This is a genomic window from Micrococcus sp. FDAARGOS_333 (genome assembly GCF_002206575.2).
Taxonomy (GTDB): Bacteria; Actinomycetota; Actinomycetes; order Actinomycetales; family Micrococcaceae; genus Micrococcus; species Micrococcus lylae.
The window spans coordinates 1336299-1353457 of record NZ_NJFJ02000001.1; the positions used below are offsets into that span (position 1 = coordinate 1336299).

The window sequence follows — 17159 nt, forward strand, 5'->3', positions numbered from 1 at the left end:
GGGCGTCCACGGCGCGGGATGCCGCGGCTCAGCTTTCCTGGGGCGCCTCCGAGGACTCCGAACCCGGCTCTGCGGCGCCGGCGCGGTTGGCCAGCAGGCGGCGCAGGGACTCCAGACGGTGGGCGCCGGCGGCACCGGCCTTCCCGGCACGGACCCAGGGGTCCAGGCCGCAGTCCCCGTCGTCCCTCAGGTGGGTGCAGCCGGGCTGGCAGTCGGCCAGGGCGCCGGAGAGGTCGTCGAAGGCCTCCACCACGCGGTCCGGCTCCACCCAGCCCAGGCCGAAGGAACGGATGCCGGGGGTGTCCACCACCCAGGTGTGCGGCACGGGGTTCCCCGCGGCGTCCGGCAGGGGCACGGCCAGCGCGGAGGAGGAGGTGTGGCGGCCGCGCCCGGTGACGGCGTTGACGTGCCCGGTGGCCCGGTCCGCGCCGGTCAGCGCGTTGAGCAGGGTGGACTTGCCCACGCCGGAGGGACCCACGAAGGCGGCGGTGTGCCCGCGCAGCCGCTCGGCCACCCGCTCCACCAGTGAGGCGTCCAGGTCCGTGTCCCCGGTCTGCTGCTCGAATGCGGAGGCGCCGGAGGTCATGACCTCCAGGTCCAGGTCCTCGTAGTGGCGGATCAGGTCCGCCGGGTCCTTCAGGTCCGTCTTGGTGATCAGCAGCAGCGGGTGGATGCCGGCGTCGTAGCAGGCCACCAGTGCACGGTCGATGAAGCCGGTGCGCGGCTCCGGGTTCGCCGCGGCCACCATGATCACCAGGATGTCCGCGTTGGCCACCACCACGCGCTCGACGGCGTCCGAGTCGTCCGCGGAGCGCCGCAGCACGGTCGTGCGCTCCTCGATGCGCACGATCCGCGCCAGCGTCCCCGGACGCCCGGACAGGTCCCCGACCACCGCCACCCGGTCGCCCGTGGCGATCGGGTTCCGGCGCAGCTCACGGGCGCGCATCGCGGTCACCGGAGCGTCCTGGCCGTCCAGGAAGACGGTGTACCGGCCGCGGTCCACCGTGGTCACCATGGCGATCCGCGCGTCCTCGTGCTTCGGCCGCTGTTTGGTGCGCGGCCGCGAGCCCCTCTTGTTCGGACGCACGCGCACATCCGACTCGTCCCAGGCGTTCGGGTCCACTCGGCGGCCCACTCAGGTCTCCTCCCCGCGCACCAGCGCCTCCCACATCGCCGGGAAGTCCGGCATGGTCTTTGCGGTCGTCCCCACGTCCCTCACCGTGGTGCCGGGCACCGCCAGCCCGACGACGGCCGCGAACGTGGCCATCCGATGGTCGTGGTAGGTCCGTGCCTCCGCCGGCGTCAGGTCCCCGGCGGCACCGCTCCCCGGGAAGTCCAGGCGGTCGGCGCCCTGACTCACGTGGACGCCGAAGCGGGCGGCCTCGGCGGTCAGGGCGGCCAGGCGGTCGGTCTCGTGCCCGCGCAGGTGGCCGATGCGGGTGAGCTGCGTCGGGCCCTCGGCGAGCAGCGCCAGGGCGGCGACGGTGGGGGCGAGCTCGGCGGTGTCCGGCACCTCGCCGGCACCGCAGACGACCGGGTCGCCGTCCGCGTCGCGGCCGCCGCGGACCTGAAGGATGCCGTGCGTGGGGTCCTCGGCGTCCGGGGTGAGACAGACCTGGGCGCCGAAGGCCGGCAGGATGCGCCGCCAGCGCTCGCCGATCTGTGTGGTCTGCGCGGGCCAGCGGGGAACGCGCACGGTGCCGCCGGTGACCGCGGCGGCGGCCAGGAACGGGCCGGCGTTGGACAGGTCCGGCTCCACGGTCATGGTGAACGGGTGCGGGCGGACGCCCGGCACGGTGAAGGTGCGCTCGTCCACGGCCGAGGCGTCCACGCCGACCTCCCGCAGTGCCGCCAGCGTCATGCCGACGTGCTCCGGGCTCGGCACGGCGGCCCCGGTGTGGCGGATCGTCAGGCCGCCCGGGTGGGCGCACGCGCTGAGCAGCGCCGCGGAGAGGAACTGGGAGGACTCGGAGGCGTCCAGTTCGAGGAGCCGGGGGCCGTCGTCGGGAAGGACGGATAGGCCCTCGGGAACGGCGAGGGTCAGCGGGAGACGGCCGGGCTCGCCCTCCTCCGTGACCTGCACGCCCAGGCTCCGCAGGGCCTCGACCGTGGCGCCCATGGGGCGGACGCGGGCGCCGGGGTCCCCGTCCAGGCGGACGGTGCCCGGGCGCAGGGCAGCCACCAGCGGCAGGAAGCGCATGACGGTGCCGGCCAGGCCGCAGTCGACCTCCACGGGCGCCGGGAGCGGCTCGCCGACCGGCAGGGGAGTGATGTGCAGGGCGCCGTCCGCGCCGTCCGAGAACCCGGCGCCGAGGGCGGTGAGCGCGGTACGCATCAGGTCCGTGTCCCGGCTGCGCAGCACCCCGTGCAGCGTGCAGGGCCCGGAGGCGAGCGCGGCGAGCACCAGCCAGCGGTTGGTCAGGGACTTCGAGCCGGGCAGCTCCACGGTGCCCTCCACCGGGCCGGTCGCGTGCGGTGCCGGCCACAGGTCCGGCCAGGGCCCGGCGCCTGCGGCGGCAGGGGGCGGGGCGGGGCAGGGGGCGGAAGGGGAGGTCTGCGGTGAGTCGGGCACGGGCTCCAGCCTACCGAGGCGGCGTGGGGGAAGGCAGGGCAGGGCCGGGGAATAGCGGCGCCTGTGGGGACGCTTCAGACACTGACGACGCGCACGTTCCGCCGATCCGGCGGGCCCGCGAGGAAGGAGGTCGCGCCGATGACGCCCACCATCGCACCGCCGCGGCCGGCCGCCGTAGACTGGCCGGTGATGACCGATCACATCTCCGCGGCCGAGGACGGCCGCCCCCAGGCTCCGGCCCACGACGAGACGCCGGCCGCATACGCCCGCCCGGAGAACGCGCCGGAGCACGACACGGCGGACATCGACGTGGCCGCAGAGACCGAGACGGACCGCCGCGCCCGTTTCGAGCGCGACGCCCTCGAGTTCGTGGACCAGCTCTACTCCGCCGCGCTGCGCATGACCCGCAACCCCCAGGACGCCGAGGACCTCGTCCAGGAGGCGTACACGAAGGCGTACTCGTCCTTCCACCAGTACCGTCCCGGCACCAACCTCAAGGCCTGGCTGTACCGGATCCTGACGAACACGTACATCAACCTCTACCGCAAGCGTCAGCGCGAGCCCCAGCAGGCCCAGACGGACACGGTGGAGGACTGGCAGATGGCCCGCGCCGCCGAGCACACCTCCACGGGTCTGCGCTCGGCCGAGACCGAGGCCCTCGACCGTCTGCCGGACTCCGAGGTCAAGGCCGCCCTGCAGTCCATCCCGGAGGACTTCCGCCTCGCGGTCTACTTCGCGGACGTGGAGGGCTACGCCTACAAGGAGATCGCCGAGATCCTCGACGTCCCGATCGGCACCGTCATGTCCCGCCTGCACCGCGGCCGCAAGCAGCTGCGGGAGGCGCTGTCCGAGTATGCCGCCGGACGCGGCATGGACGTCACCACCACCCCCGGCAAGAGCCGGAAGAAGACCACCGCCGCACAGAAGGAGGCGACGCGATGAACCGCCACGACGGATGCTGCGGGGCCTTCGGCGAAGGCCACCTGGAGCGGCTCTACGAATACCTGGACGGCGCCCTCACCGACGAGGACATCGAGGCCATGCGTCGACACCTTCAAGACTGCCCGGACTGTCATGAGCAGGCCGCGTTCGAGCAGCTGATCCGCTCCGAGGTGCGCCGCTGCTGCCAGGAGAAGGCGCCCGAGCAGCTGCGGGCCACCATACGCATGCGCATGACCCAGATCCGCGTCACCCGCTATGGGTGAGAGCGCCGGTCACTGCGCCAGAAGCCTGTCCCCGCCGCCTACTGGTGAGAACACACCGTCACCGGCCCGTTCCGGGGCGCCTTGACGGTGTGTCCTCACCAGTCGATGAGGCGGAACGAGGGCCCTCACCCGAGCGGGTGAGGGCCCTCGCCGTCTGTGGGAACCTCAACGGTCACCCCAGCGCCTGGCTTCAGGCGTTGGGACGCTTGCCGTGGTTCGCGCCGGACTTGCGGCGGTCGCGGCGCTTGCGGGCACGCTTGCTCATCTGCGCACCTCCTTCTCAGTTGCGAACTTCACCATTCTTCCACACCACGGCGGGGTCGCCGGGCGGGAGGAACGCGCACCTGTCACGGTGCGGGCTGTCGGGACGTCACGCACCCCGTGAAGGGGGCGGCCGTCGTCGTGATCCTCCGGCCGGGGCCGGCCGAGGGCACAGGATCAGGCGGTCGGCTCCGGGACGCCGAGCCACTGGTACCAGCCGCGGTGCAGCACCAGCCAGGCGATCAGGCCGTGGCCGGCCTGGCCCGGGCGGCCCTGGCCGGCGGCCAGGTCCGAGCGCCACTGCTCGTGGGACACCAGCGGGGTGAAGGTGTCCACGTAGACCGCGTGACGGCGGTCCGCGACGTCCGCGTAGGCGGCGTTCAGCTCGGCCAGGCGCCGGTTGCGCTCCTCGTCCAGCGACGGGGTCGGACCCACCACCAGAGTGCGGATGTCCTTCTGCGCCGCCGAGTCCAGGATGTTGGCCAGGTTCAGGCGGGACCGGGCCGTGGACGAGGCGTCCAAGTCCAGGTCAGCGTCGGACAGGGCCACCACGAGACGGTTCTCGGTGGTGTCGTCGAAGCGGCGCGAGGTCTCGGTCCACCAGCGCTCGTTGAGCTGCTCGGTGGTCTCGTGCGGCACGGCCAGCACATAGTTCTCCAGGCTCACGTCCGGGGCGCTGGTGCGGGCCAGGACGCGTCCCCACCAGCCGATCGCACGGGGGTCTCCGGCGCCGGCCAGGAGCTGGTCGCCGACGGCGGCGATGCGGATCTGGCGAGTGTCCACTGGGGGACTCCTTCTCGTTCTGAAGCGGTGTACGGGTGTCTGTCCGGCTGTGCCGCGGTCCGGCCCCGTGGGAACGGAGCCGGACCGCGGCACTCACATGGAGCGGGTCAGAGGCCGAAGACGGCCTTCTGCAGGACCTCGGCCTCCTCGTCGTGGCGGCCCTTGGTGCCGGCGGAGGTCGCGGCCAGCGCCGGGCGGGACGCGAGGGTGACCTCACGGTCCAGTTGAGGCACCAGGTTCAGGGCCATGAACGGCCACGGACCCTGGTTGGCCGGCTCGTCCTGCGCCCAGACGACCTCGGCGTCCGGGTACTGGGCGAGCTGCTCCTTGATCTCCTCGGCCGGCAGCGGGTACAGCTGCTCGACGCGCACGATCGCCGTGGACTCGTCGCCCTCCTTCGCGCGGCGCGCGACGAGGTCGTAGTACAGGCGGCCGGAGACGAGGACGACACGCCGGACGTTCTCCGCCTTCACGGACGCGTCCGGGATGACCGCCTGGAAGCGGCCCTCGGTGAAGTCCTCCACGGAGCAGGCGGCGGCCTTCAGGCGCAGCAGCTGCTTCGGGCTGAACACGATCAGCGGCTTGCGCGGGCGGGCGTATGCCTGCTCCCGCAGCGCGTGGAAGTGGTTCGCACCGGTGGACGGGTTCACCACGCGCATGTTGTCCTCCGCGCACATCTGCAGGAAGCGCTCGATGCGGGCGGAAGAGTGGTCCGGGCCCTGGCCCTCGTAGCCGTGCGGCAACAGCAGCACGATCGACGAGGTCTGGGACCACTTCTGCTCGGCGGAGGAGATGAACTCGTCGATGATCGTCTGGGCGCCGTTGACGAAGTCGCCGAACTGGGCCTCCCAGAGCACGAGCGCGTCGGAGCGCTCCACGGAGTAGCCGTACTCGAAGCCGAGGGCGGCGTACTCGGACAGCAGCGAGTTGTAGACCCAGAACTTGGCACCGCCGCTGGCGAGGTCCTTGAGCGGGGTCCACTCGTCGTCGGTGGCGCGGTCATGGAAGACCGAGTGGCGCTGGGTGAAGGTGCCGCGCTGCGAGTCCTGGCCTGCCAGGCGCACGGACACGCCCTCCTTCAGCAGCGAGCCGAAGGCGGCCAGCTCGGCGAAGCCCCAGTCGATGCCGCCGTCCACGGCCATCTTGGCGCGCTTCTCCAGCAGGGAGGTGAGCTTCGGGTGCACGGTGAACCCCTCCGGGGTGGCCAGGTGGGCCTCGCCGATCTCGCGCAGCAGCTCCGCGGAGATCGCGGTGCCCTCCGGGGCCTGCGGCAGCCGGTCCTTCTCACCGGCCGGCTCGATGCCCGTGCCGACCACCGGGATGGCACCGGTGTGCACGGCGTGGGTCTCGGCGAAGGCCTGCTCCAGGCGCTGCTGGTAGTCCTTCAGCGCCGAGTCGGCCTCCTCCTGGGTGATGTCGCCGCGGCCCACCAGGGACTCCACGTACAGCTTGCGGGTCGAGCGCTTCTTCTCGATCAGGTTGTACATGCGCGGCTGCGTCATCGACGGGTCGTCGCCCTCGTTGTGACCGCGGCGGCGGTAGCAGATGAGGTCGATGACCACGTCCTTGTGGAACCGCTGGCGGTACTCGAACGCCAGGCGGGCCACGTGGACCACGGACTCCGGCTCGTCACCGTTCACGTGGAAGATCGGCGCCTGGATCGTCTTGGCCACGTCCGTGGCGTACACCGAGGAGCGGGCCTGGGACGGCGGGGTGGTGAAGCCCACCTGGTTGTTCACGATCACGTGCACGGTGCCGCCGGTGCGGTAGCCGCGCAGCTGGGACAGGCCGAGGGTCTCGCCCACCACGCCCTGGCCCGCGAACGCGGCGTCGCCGTGCACCAGGATCGGGAGCACGGAGAAGGAGTCCGGGCTCTCGGAGCCGCGGTTGAGGCGGTCCTGCTTCGCGCGGGCCACACCCTCCAGGACCGGGTTCACGGCCTCCAGGTGGGACGGGTTCGCGGCCAGGTACACCTTGGTGCGGTTGCCGGCGTCGGACACGAAGGTGCCCTCGGTGCCCATGTGGTACTTCACGTCGCCGGAGCCGGAGGCGCCGCCCGGGGTGGCGCCCTCGAACTCGCGGAAGACCTGGGCGTAGGTCTTGCCGGCGATGTTGGTCAGCACGTTGAGGCGGCCACGGTGGGCCATGCCGATGGTGACCTCGTCCAGGCCGGAGTCGGCTGCTTCGGAGAGCACGCCGTCCAGCAGCGGGATCAGGGACTCGCCGCCCTCGAGGGAGAAGCGCTTCTGGCCGATGTACTTCGTCTGCAGGAAGGTCTCGAACGCCTCGGCGGCGTTGAGGCGGCCGAGGATGCGCAGCTGCTCCTCACGCGTGGGCTTGGCGTACGGGCGCTCCAGCTTGTCCTGGAACCAGGCGCGCTCGGACGGGTCCTGGATGTGCATGTACTCCACGCCGATGGTGCGGCAGTAGGCGTCGCGCAGCACGCCGAGGATGTTGCGCAGGGACAGGACGGACTTGCCGCCGAAGCCGCCGGTGGGCCACTCGCGGTCCAGGTCCCACAGGGTCAGGCCGTGCTCGAGGACGTCGAGGTCCGGGTGGGAGCGCATCGTGTACTCGAGCGGGTCCACGTCCGCCATGAGGTGGCCGCGGTCGCGGTAGGCGTGGATGAGCTGCTGCACGCGGGCGACCTTGCCCACCTGCTCCTCCGGGTTGACCTGCATGTCCTGGGCCCAGCGGACGGGCTCGTAGGGGATGCGCAGGTCTTCGAAGAGGTCGTCGTAGAAGTCCTGCTCGCCGAGCAGCAGGCCGTGGACGATCTTGAGGAACTCGCCCGACCCGGCGCCCTGGATGACACGGTGGTCGTAGGTCGAGGTCAGGGTGATCGTCTTGGAGACGGCCAGGTCGTTGAGGGTGGACTCCGAGGCGCCCTGGAAGGCGGCGGGGTAGGTGAGGGCGCCGACGCCGATGATGGCGGCCTGACCCTTGGACAGGCGCGGCACGGAGTGCACGGTGCCGATGCCGCCCGGGTTGGTCAGGGAGACCGTGGTGCCGGCGTAGTCGTCCATGGTGAGCTTGTTGGCGCGGCCGCGCTTCACCAGGTCGTCGTAGGCGTTCCAGAACTCGAGGAAGTTCATGGTCTCGGCGGCCTTGATGTTCGGCACCACGAGGGAGCGGGTGCCGTCCGGCTTCGGCAGGTCGATGGCGATGCCGAAGTTCACGTGGGGCGGCTCCACCATGGTGGGCTTGCCGTCCCGCTCTTCGTAGGTGACGTTCATGGACGGCATCTGCCCGAGGGCCTTGACCACGGCATAGCCGATGAGGTGGGTGAAGGAGACCTTGCCGCCGCGGGAACGGGCCAGGTGGCTGTTGATGACCACGCGGTTGTCGATCAGCAGCTTGGCCGGCAGGTCGCGGACGGTGGTGGCGGTCGGCATGGACAGGGAGGCGTCCATGTTGGAGGCGACGGCCTTGGCCATGCCCTTGAGGACGGTGGCCTTCTCCTGCTTCTCCTCAGCGGACTTCTCGGACGCGGTCGGCTCGGACGGCACGGCCTTGGAGGTGGAGGAGGACTTCTTCACGCCGGAGGCCGACTTCTTCGCGGCGGGCGTGGCCGCTGCGGAGGAGGACTTCTCCGGGGCCTTCTTGCCCGGGTCCTCTGCGGGGGAGGCCTCCTTCTTCGCGGCGGGCTTCTCGGCCTTCTTCTCTGCCGGCTTCGCCTCCTTCTCCGCGGCTGAGGGCTGGGTGGCCTCGAGCCGTGCGAAGATCTGGGCCCACTGGGAGTCCACGGACGTCGGATCCGACTGGTACTTCCGGTAGATCTCGGCGACGAGCCTCTCGTTGCCCGGGAACTCTTCGGCGAGTCGGTCGGTCGTGAGCTCTGGCACTGTGTAACGCCTCTTCTCTGATGATGCTTGGTCAGCGGTGCACGGAGCGGCGCCGGGAGGCGCCGACCGTGTCCACGGTCGGCCCCGCGGGGTCGGCCATGCGGCCGCGATCTCACTCCTGCCGGTGCCGCCTGCCGGGCACGCGCCGTTTCGCGCGCGCACGACCAGCGGGACAGGTGAATCGCCTTCTGTCCATCATAGTGTTCTCCGGGCGCGTTCTGACCATCTGACAGCCGCCTCTGCCCGCACGCGGGGCGGGCCTCGCCGGCGTGGGTGATCTGGGACACTGGCTCCATGCGATTTCTGACCCCGCCGACCTCGGACCTCACCTACTCGGACGTCTTCCTGGTGCCCTCCCGCTCCTCGGTGACGTCCCGCATGGACGTGGACATCTCCACCGACGACGGCACCGGCACCACCATCCCCCTCGTCGCCTCGAACATGACCGCCGTGACGGGCCGCCGGATGGTGGAGACCATGGCCCGCCGCGGCGGCCTGGGCATCCTGCCGCAGGACGTGGACGTGGAGGTGATCTCCGAGGTGACGGCCCGCGTGAAGGCGGCCCACCCGGTGCTGGACACCCCGCTCACGGTGGGCCCGAAGGCGCCGCTGCTGGATGCGATCCACCTCTTCGACCGCCGGAACCACGACGCCGTCTGCGTGGTGGACGACGACGGCCGCCTCCTCGGCCTGCTCTCCCGCGCGGACTGCGAGGGCAAGGACCGGTGGGCCGCGGTCGGCTCCGTCATGGCCTCGCCCGTCCTGGTGCTCACCGCCGACGAGGTGCCTTCCGGCACCCCGGAGCAGATCGCCTCCTCGGCGCGGGCCGCCTTCGACCGCATGGCCGAGGCCCGCGTGCGGCTCGCCCCGGTCGTGGAGCAGGGGGACGACGACGGCCACGGACGCCTCGTGGGCGTCCTCACCGACCGCGGGGCCGTCCGGTCGACCGTGTTCGTCCCCGCCCTGGACGGCCGGGGCACCCTCCGCGTCGGCGCCGCCGTGGGCATCAACGGTCCGGTCCGGCAGAAGGCCCGTGACCTCGTGGACGCGGGCGTGGACGTGCTCGTGGTGGACACCGCGCACGGACACCAGGCGACCATGCTGCAGGCCCTGGACACGGTCCGCTCCGAGGTGGACGGCGTGCCCGTGGTGGCCGGCAACGTGGTGACGGCGGACGGAGTGCGGGACCTGGTCTCCGCCGGAGCGGACATCGTCAAGGTCGGCGTGGGCCCGGGGGCGATGTGCACCACCCGGATGATGACGGCGGTCGGGCGCCCCCAGTTCTCGGCCGTGCTCGAGTGCGCCGCGGCGGCCCGGGAGCGCGGCGCCCACGTGTGGGCGGACGGCGGCGTGAAGCACCCGCGGGACGTGGCGCTGGCCCTGGCCGCCGGAGCGAGCCAGGTGATGGTCGGCTCCTGGTTCGCCGGAACGCTGGAGTCGCCGGGCGACGTGGTGGTGGGGCCGGACGGCCGCCGCTACAAGGAGAGCTTCGGCATGGCCTCGGCGCGTGCCGTGCAGCACCGCACCCGGCACGACGACGCGTTCAGCCAGGCCCGCAAGGCCATGTTCGAGGAGGGCATCTCCTCCTCCCGCATGTACATCGACCCCGCCCGTCCCTCCGTGGAGGACCTGCTGGACTCCATCACCTCGGGCGTGCGCTCAAGCCTCACCTACGCCGGCGCCACCACCCTCGCGGAGTTCCGCGAGCGCGCCGTGGTGGGCGTGCAGTCGGCCGCCGGCTACGAGGAGGGCCGTCCGGTCTCCGCGTCCTGGTGACCTGCGGCGCTGCCGGGACCGGAGGGGACCGCTCGTGCCACGTGCGTGCGCCCGCGTCCCGTGCGCGCACACGCGCGGCGCGCGGAGAGTAGAGGTGCTCTTCGGCCCGTATACTCATGGGCACTATGGACCAACACTGTTCTGTTGCGCCCACCCGCCATGTCGGCGTCGCCGACGCGGCCGGATCGGAGCCTTCCAGTCCCAGCGCATCTGACGCACCGCGCATCGCCATGACGGCCGGCGTCCCCGAGAGCGGGGGATGCTGACGATGGAGTGGATCCTCCTGGCCCTCGGCATGCTCCTGATCCTCGGCACCGGATTCTTCGTGGCCGTCGAGTTCTCGATGATCGCCATCGACGTCCCCACCGTCCAGCGCATGGTGGACGACGGGGACAAGGGGGCCGAACCGCTGCTGCGCTGCCTCAAGTCCCTGTCCACCCAGCTCTCGGCGTGCCAGCTGGGCATCACGCTGACGACCCTGCTCACCGGCTACGTCATGGACCCGGCCATCGGCGCCCTGATCGACGACCCGCTCGCCCAGCTCGGTGTCCCCGAGGCCGCCGTCCGGACCACGTCGCTCGTCATCGCCATGGTAATCGCGACCCTGCTGTCCATGCTGATCGGCGAGCTGATCCCGAAGAACCTGGCCATCGCCGAGCCGATGCGCCTGGGCCGGCTGATGGCCCGCCCGCAGCTGATGTTCACCGCCGTGTTCAAGCCGGCGATCGTGGTGCTGAACGGCTTCTCCAACAAGGTCCTGCACCGCATGGGCCTGGAGGCCAAGGAAGAGATCTCCGGCGCCCGCAGCCCCGAGGAGCTGTCCTCCCTGGTGCGCCGCTCGGCGCAGATGGGCACCCTGGACGAGCGCACCGCGACCTTCCTGGACCGCACGCTGCGCTTCGCTGACCGCACCGCGGCCGACGTGATGACCCCGCGCATCCGCATGGAGACCATCGGCGCGGACGACTCCATCACCGCCGTGCTGGACCTGGCCCGCTCCACGGGCTACTCCCGCTTCCCGGTGATCGGCGATTCCTCGGACGACATCCGCGGCGTGCTGCACGTGAAGAAGGCCGTGGCGATCCCGCTGGAGCGCCGTGAGGGCCTCACCGCGGGCTCGGTGATGACCGACGTCATCCAGGTTCCGGAGACCGTGCACCTGGACCAGCTGCTCACCGAGCTGCGGGAGGCGCCGCTGCAGGTGGCCGTGGTCCTGGACGAGTACGGCGGCACCGCCGGCATGGTCACCCTCGAGGACGTCGTCGAGGAGATCGTCGGCGAGGTCGCGGACGAGCACGACCGTGTCACCCCGGGCGTGCTCCAGACCGCCTCCGGCCGCTGGTACTTCCCGGCGGATCTGCGCCCGGACGAGGCGCACGCTCAGATCGCCGCCCTCGAGGTGCCGGAGGACGGTGCGTACGAGACCATCGGCGGCTTCATCATGGCCCGCCTCGGCCGCATCGCCCAGGTGGGCGACGTGGTCGAGATCGACGGCGGGTCCATCTCTGTGGAGCGCATGGAGGGTCGCCGCATCGAGCGCGTCCGGTTCGAGCCCGCGCCCGCCCGTGACGGGGAGGCGACCGCATGAGCGACGACGTGATGGGCCTGATCTGGCTCGTGGTCCTGCTGGCGGCCAACGCCTTCTTCGTGGGCGGCGAGTTCGCCGTCATGGGCGCCCGCCGCTCGCAGATCGAGCCGAAGGCCGACGCCGGCTCCCGCCAGGCGAAGGTCGCCCTGTTCGCCATGGAGCACGTCTCCCAGATGCTCGCGGTCTGCCAGCTCGGCATCACCGTGTGCTCCCTGCTGATCCTGAATGTGTCCGAGCCGGCGCTGCACCACCTGATGGTCGTGCCGATGGAGGCACTCGGGCTGCCGGCGGGCGTCGCGGACGTCACCGCGTTCGTCCTGGCGCTGCTGATCGTGACCTTCCTGCACGTGACCCTCGGTGAGATGGTCCCGAAGAACGCCGCGGTGTCCTTCGCGGACAGGGCGGTCATGCTGCTGGCCACCCCGCTGGTGTGGCTGTCCAAGCTGCTGATGCCGATCATCTGGATCCTCAACCGCACCGCCAACCTCGCACTGCATGCCCTGGGCGTGGAGCCGAAGGACGAGGTGGCCTCCAGCTACACCCTCGAAGAGGTCCAGTCGATCGTGGCCGAGTCCACGAAGTCCGGCACCCTGGAGGACGAGTCCGGCGTGCTGCACTCGGCGCTCGAGTTCTCGGACAACACCGCCGGGGACGTCATGGTGCCGATCGACAAGGTCGTCACCGTCCCGGAGGGCATCTCCCCGGAGCGCTTCGAATGGAACGTCGGCCGCTTCGGCTACTCGCGCTTCGCCGTGGACGACGGCGACGGCGGCCTCTCCGGCTACCTCCACCTCAAGGACGTGCTCACCGTCCCGCCGAGCGGCCATCAGCTGCCGGTGCCGGTGACGAAGGTCCGCTCGCTGGCCAACGTCCGCGCCGCGGACGAGGTCGAGGACGCGCTGGCTCTGATGCAGCGCACCGGTTCGCACCTGGCCCGCGTGATCGACGAGGACGGCGTGACCGTCGGCGTCCTCTTCCTCGAGGACGTCCTCGAGGAGCTCGTCGGCGAGATCCATGACGCCACCCAGTCCACCCGCCGGGTGCACCCCTCCTGAGGGTGACCCCCGACGGCGGCCGCGTCGCCTGACGACGGCGAGCGGCCGTCGTCGTGCCCTCGCCGGCCGTCCGCCGCAGACGGCTGTGGGAGATCCCTCACGTCCGGGCGGCGGTGCCGCCTCCGCGGACGCGGGACCCCTGCCCGCAGTGCTATCGTTGCGAACGATTTTCATTCCCTCCGGTCGTGTTCGGCGCGCCGGACCCCCGTCACGGAAAGGCCTGCACGCATGTCTGTGTCCTCCGCCCGTCCACTCCTGGCCCTCACGGCCCTGCTGTCCGCCTCCGCTCTGGCGCTGACCGCCTGCGGCGGCTCCGATGAGACGGGCCCGGGCGCCGAGGACAGCGGCGAGAGGGAGACCGTGGCGGTGGCGACCACCACCCAGCTGGGCTCCGTGCTGGACCAGATCGCGCAGTGCAACGGCGCCCAGGGCCTGTCCGTGATGGGGCCGGGCGACGACCCGCACGACTTCGCCGCCTCCTCCCAGCAGGTGGCCGAGATGGCCCGGTCCGGCCTGGTGTTCACCAACGGCCTGGGCCTGGAGGGCGGCATGGGCTCGGCCCTGCGCAACGCGGAGGCCGACGGCGCCGAGATCGTGGAGGTGGCCCCGGAGGTCGACCCGATCCCCTTCGGCGCCGGCTCCGGCCACGACCACGGCGACCACGGCGACCACGACGGGCACGACCACGGCTCGGAGGACCCGCACTTCTGGCTGGACGCCGCCCGCATGGCGAAGGCCGCGACCTTCATGGGCCAGACCCTGCAGGAGAAGACCGGGGACGAGAAGTACGCCGAATGCGGAGCCCAGGTCCACGACGAGCTGGTGAAGACCGACGAGAAGGTCCGCGAGATCCTCGCGAGCATCCCGGAGGACAAGCGGACCCTCATGACGGACCACGATGCCTACGGCTACTTCGCCGAGGCCTACGACTTCGAGGTCACCGGCGTGGTCGTCCCCGGCGGCTCCACCGACGGCAAGCCCTCCTCGCAGGCCCTGGCCGAGCTGACCGAGATCCTGCGCGACAACGGCGCCTCGGCGCTGCTGACCTCGGTGGGCACTCCGATGGCCGAGGTGACCTCCCTGTCCCAGGACAGCGACGGCATCCCGGTGGTCGAGCTCTACGAGGGCGGCATCGGTCCGAAGGGCTCGGAGGCCGACACCTACGAGAAGGCCATGGTCTACAACGCCCAGAAGCTCGCCGACGAGCTCGGCGAGTGACCCGCGCGGGGGCACAGGCCCCGGCCGGGACCGCATCCACGCTCCAGAGAGGAGACCGCACATGGAATGGCTGACCGCGCCCTTCGAGCTCGGCTTCCAGCAACGGGCCTTGATGGGCGGGCTGATCGCGGCCGTCATGTGCTCCGTGGTGGGCACCTGGCTGGTGCTGCGCGGCATGAGCTTCTTCGGCGACGCCTTCGTGCACGGCGTGATGCCCGGCATCGCGACCGCCGTGCTGCTCGGCGGCAACGTCTACGTCGGTGCGGCCGTGGCCGCCGTGGTGATGCTCGCCGGCATCTCTCTGGTGCACCGGGCCACCACGCTCAAGGAGGACACGGCCATCGGCCTGCTGTTCGTGGGCATGATGGCGCTCGGCGTGGTCATCATCTCGATGTCCGACTCCTACACCGGGTCTCTGACGTCGATCCTGTTCGGAGACGCCCTGGGTGTGAGCGTCGAGCACCTGTGGATCCAGGGCGGCATCGCCGCGGCCGTGGTGCTGCTGGCCCTGCTGCTCTACCGCCCGCTGCTGACCCTGAGCTTCTCCGAGGCCAAGGCCCGGTCCCTGGGCATGCGCCCGCAGCTGACCCACGTGCTGCTGCTCGTGATGATCGGCGCGGCCGTGATCGGCTCGTTCCAGGCCGTGGGCACCGTGCTGGTGTTCGGCCTGCTGGTCGGGCCCCCGGCCACCGCCGCCCTGGTCACCCGCACCGTCCCGGCGATGATGTTCACCGCCATGGTCCTGGGCGCCTTCTCCGTCACCCTCGGCCTGATCCTGTCCTTCCACTGGAACACCGCGGCCTCGGCCACCATGGCCCTGGTGCCGATCGTCCTGTTCTTCGTGGTGCTGACCGTGCAGGCCGTGCTGCGCCGCGGCCGGGGCCGGGGCCGCCGCGCCGGACGCCGCGTGGCCGGGGACGCAGTGCTGACGCCCGCCGTCGAACCGACCGTGAAGGAGCCCACCGCATGAGCGCCGCGCACGCCCACACGCACCCGACCGGCGGCGGCCACCGCCTGCCCGGACCCGCCGACGAGCTGGCCTGCGGCCACGGCGTGGAGCTGCGCCACGGCGAGCATCTGGCCGTGCGCGCCTCGGACTTCTCGCTTCCGGCCGGGGGAGTGGTGGCCGTGATCGGCCCCAACGGCTCCGGCAAGTCCACCCTGCTGCAGGCCCTGGCCGGGGTGCTCAAGCCCACGCAGGGCACCGTCACCGTGCACGGCCAGTCCGCCGAGGAGCATGCGCGGAAGGTGTCCTTCGTGATGCAGTCCGTGCAGGTGCCGCCGGGCACCCCGCTCACGGTGCAGGACGTGGTCACCATGGGCACCTACGCCGGCACCGGCTGGTTCGGCCGCCTGACGCGTCAGGACCGCCGTCGCGTGGACGAGGCCATGGAGCGGATGAAGATCACGGACCTGGCCCGCCGCCACCTCTCCGAGCTCTCCGGCGGGCAGCGCCAGCGCGTCTACGTCGCTCAGGGCCTGGCCCAGGAGCACGACGTGCTCATGCTGGACGAGCCGCTCACCGGCCTGGACCTGGTCTCCGCCCAGACCATCGACGAGCTGATCCACGAGGAGCCCACCCGCGGCGTGTCCGTGGTGTTCACCACCCATGACCTGGACGAGGCCTTCGCCGCCGAGCACGTGGTGTTGATGAACGGCCGCGTGGTGGCCTCCGGCCCGCCCCGGGAGGTCTTGACCCGCGCCAACCTGGAGGCCGTCTACGGCATCGGCACGCTCCACGCCCCGCAGGGTGCGTTCTGGGACGAGCCGGTGGAGTCTGAACGCCCGCAGGACTGAACGCCCGCGGGACTGAACGGCCCGTAGGAGAGGCTGCACGCCGGACTGAACGCCCGGCACCCCGTCCGTCGTCGCGAACTGGTCCCGTCGGTCGTCGCCAACTGGTGAGGACACGCCCTCATCGTCCGCCGTGGAGGGGCCTGAGACGGTGTGTCCTCACCAGTACGTGCGAGACGGTGTGTCCTCACCAGTACGCGCGAGACGGTGTGTCCTCACCAGTACGCGCCAGGGTTGCACCCCGCTCTGCAGGGGAAGACGGGCCGAAGCCCCTACAACCGACGCACCTTCAGTCGACGCACCTTCAGCCGAAGCACCTTCAGTCGACGCACCGTCAGGAGGCGGAGCACTCCGCACAGAGACCGGTGACCTCCAGGGTGTGGGACGGCTCGGTGTACCCGTGGTCCTGGGCGACCCGCTGTGCCCACTCCTCCACGTCCGGGGCGGTGATCTCCACGGTCTTCCAGCAGCGGCGGCAGACCAGGTGGTGGTGGTGCTCGTCGGCGACGCAACGGCGGTAGACGGACTCGCCGTCCTCGCGGCGCAGCACGTCCACGCGGCCCTCGTCCAGCTGCTGCTGGAGGGTGCGGTACACGGTGGCCAAGGAGACGCGGTCCCCGGAGTCCTTGAGGTGCTGGTGCAGCTCCTGGGCGGAGACGAAGTCGTCGAGTTCCCCCAGGGCGCGGTCCACGGCCACCTTCTGTCGGGTGGTGCGTCCGCGGGGCGCGGTGCCCTGGGGGCCGGTGGTGGTCACGGTGTCTGCCTCCTACAGGCTCACATCGGTGCATCGGGGGACCGACGGCTGCGCCGGACACAACACGTGGACGGCGCCGATCCCCGCCTGTCAGCCTAGCAATCCGAGGCTGCCGGGGTTGTGCACAGGCCTGCCGTGGACCGGAGACCGGGACTAGAGTGGGAGCCGTGGACAGCCAGAGCAGATCGCACACCGTCGTCGAGTCGGCCGCCCCCGCAGACCCGGCGGGCCCGCCCCTGCTCGTGAGCGTGGAGACGTTGGCGGCGTGGCTGGGCCACGAGATCCCGGGCGGCACCCCTCCGGCGCGT

14 protein-coding genes are annotated in these 17159 nt (G+C 71.5%); 8 read left to right on the top strand and 6 right to left on the bottom strand.

Features of this window, described 5'->3' with window-relative positions:
- Positions 1–28 precede the first annotated feature (28 nt).
- Positions 29–1135, bottom strand: a complete 1107-nt coding sequence (rsgA, locus tag CEQ11_RS06000; protein ID WP_067189125.1) for a ribosome small subunit-dependent GTPase A — start codon at positions 1133–1135, stop codon at positions 29–31.
- Positions 1136–2572, bottom strand: coding sequence for a 3-phosphoshikimate 1-carboxyvinyltransferase (gene aroA / locus CEQ11_RS06005; RefSeq protein ID WP_082739568.1), 1437 nt, complete (start codon positions 2570–2572; stop codon positions 1136–1138).
- A 189-nt stretch (positions 2573–2761) separates the two neighbouring features.
- Between aroA and CEQ11_RS06010 the strand changes: the two genes are divergently transcribed.
- Complete coding sequence (locus tag CEQ11_RS06010) at positions 2762–3514, top strand: sigma-70 family RNA polymerase sigma factor (protein ID WP_082739582.1); 753 nt, start codon at positions 2762–2764, stop codon at positions 3512–3514.
- A complete protein-coding gene (gene rsrA, locus CEQ11_RS06015) occupies positions 3511–3777 on the top strand; it encodes a mycothiol system anti-sigma-R factor (protein WP_067189127.1) in 267 nt (88 codons plus the stop codon). Before CEQ11_RS06010 ends, rsrA begins: the two co-directional genes overlap by 4 nt.
- A 190-nt stretch (positions 3778–3967) precedes the next feature.
- Here rsrA and CEQ11_RS13475 read toward each other — a convergent pair whose 3' ends face one another.
- The 3 genes from CEQ11_RS13475 to CEQ11_RS06030 all read right to left on the bottom strand — a co-directional run bounded on the left by CEQ11_RS13475 (position 3968) and on the right by CEQ11_RS06030 (position 8666).
- A complete protein-coding gene (locus CEQ11_RS13475; protein ID WP_102213400.1) occupies positions 3968–4042 on the bottom strand; it encodes a 50S ribosomal protein bL37 in 75 nt (24 codons plus the stop codon).
- A 173-nt stretch (positions 4043–4215) separates the two neighbouring features.
- Positions 4216–4821, bottom strand: a complete 606-nt coding sequence (locus CEQ11_RS06025; protein ID WP_067189128.1) for a GDSL-type esterase/lipase family protein — start codon at positions 4819–4821, stop codon at positions 4216–4218.
- Between the two features lie 107 nt (positions 4822–4928).
- Positions 4929–8666, bottom strand: a complete 3738-nt coding sequence (locus CEQ11_RS06030) for a multifunctional oxoglutarate decarboxylase/oxoglutarate dehydrogenase thiamine pyrophosphate-binding subunit/dihydrolipoyllysine-residue succinyltransferase subunit (protein ID WP_088478054.1) — start codon at positions 8664–8666, stop codon at positions 4929–4931.
- Between the two features lie 294 nt (positions 8667–8960).
- On the opposite strand from CEQ11_RS06030, the gene CEQ11_RS06035 reads away from it, so the two are divergent.
- From CEQ11_RS06035 to CEQ11_RS06060, 6 genes are all read left to right on the top strand, one after another.
- Complete coding sequence (locus tag CEQ11_RS06035; RefSeq protein WP_088478055.1) at positions 8961–10442, top strand: GuaB1 family IMP dehydrogenase-related protein; 1482 nt, start codon at positions 8961–8963, stop codon at positions 10440–10442.
- Positions 10443–10710: 268 nt separating this feature from the next.
- On the top strand, positions 10711–12030 hold the full coding sequence (locus CEQ11_RS06040; protein ID WP_067189222.1) for a hemolysin family protein: 1320 nt from the start codon (positions 10711–10713) through the stop codon (positions 12028–12030).
- Complete coding sequence (locus CEQ11_RS06045; protein ID WP_088478056.1) at positions 12027–13085, top strand: hemolysin family protein; 1059 nt, start codon at positions 12027–12029, stop codon at positions 13083–13085. The genes CEQ11_RS06040 and CEQ11_RS06045 overlap by 4 nt, the downstream gene beginning before the upstream one ends.
- A 228-nt stretch (positions 13086–13313) precedes the next feature.
- On the top strand, positions 13314–14303 hold the full coding sequence (locus CEQ11_RS06050) for a metal ABC transporter substrate-binding protein (RefSeq protein WP_227718760.1): 990 nt from the start codon (positions 13314–13316) through the stop codon (positions 14301–14303).
- A 61-nt stretch (positions 14304–14364) separates the two neighbouring features.
- Positions 14365–15273 (top strand): zinc ABC transporter permease AztB, encoded by a 909-nt coding sequence (aztB, locus tag CEQ11_RS06055; RefSeq protein ID WP_088478057.1) that lies wholly within the window; start codon positions 14365–14367, stop codon positions 15271–15273.
- On the top strand, positions 15270–16100 hold the full coding sequence (locus CEQ11_RS06060; protein WP_088478058.1) for a metal ABC transporter ATP-binding protein: 831 nt from the start codon (positions 15270–15272) through the stop codon (positions 16098–16100). The genes aztB and CEQ11_RS06060 overlap by 4 nt, the downstream gene beginning before the upstream one ends.
- Positions 16101–16431: 331 nt before the next feature.
- Here the strand turns inward: CEQ11_RS06060 and CEQ11_RS06065 are convergent, their stop codons facing one another.
- On the bottom strand, positions 16432–16851 hold the full coding sequence (locus CEQ11_RS06065; RefSeq protein WP_067189137.1) for a Fur family transcriptional regulator: 420 nt from the start codon (positions 16849–16851) through the stop codon (positions 16432–16434).
- Positions 16852–17159: the final 308 nt, after the last annotated feature.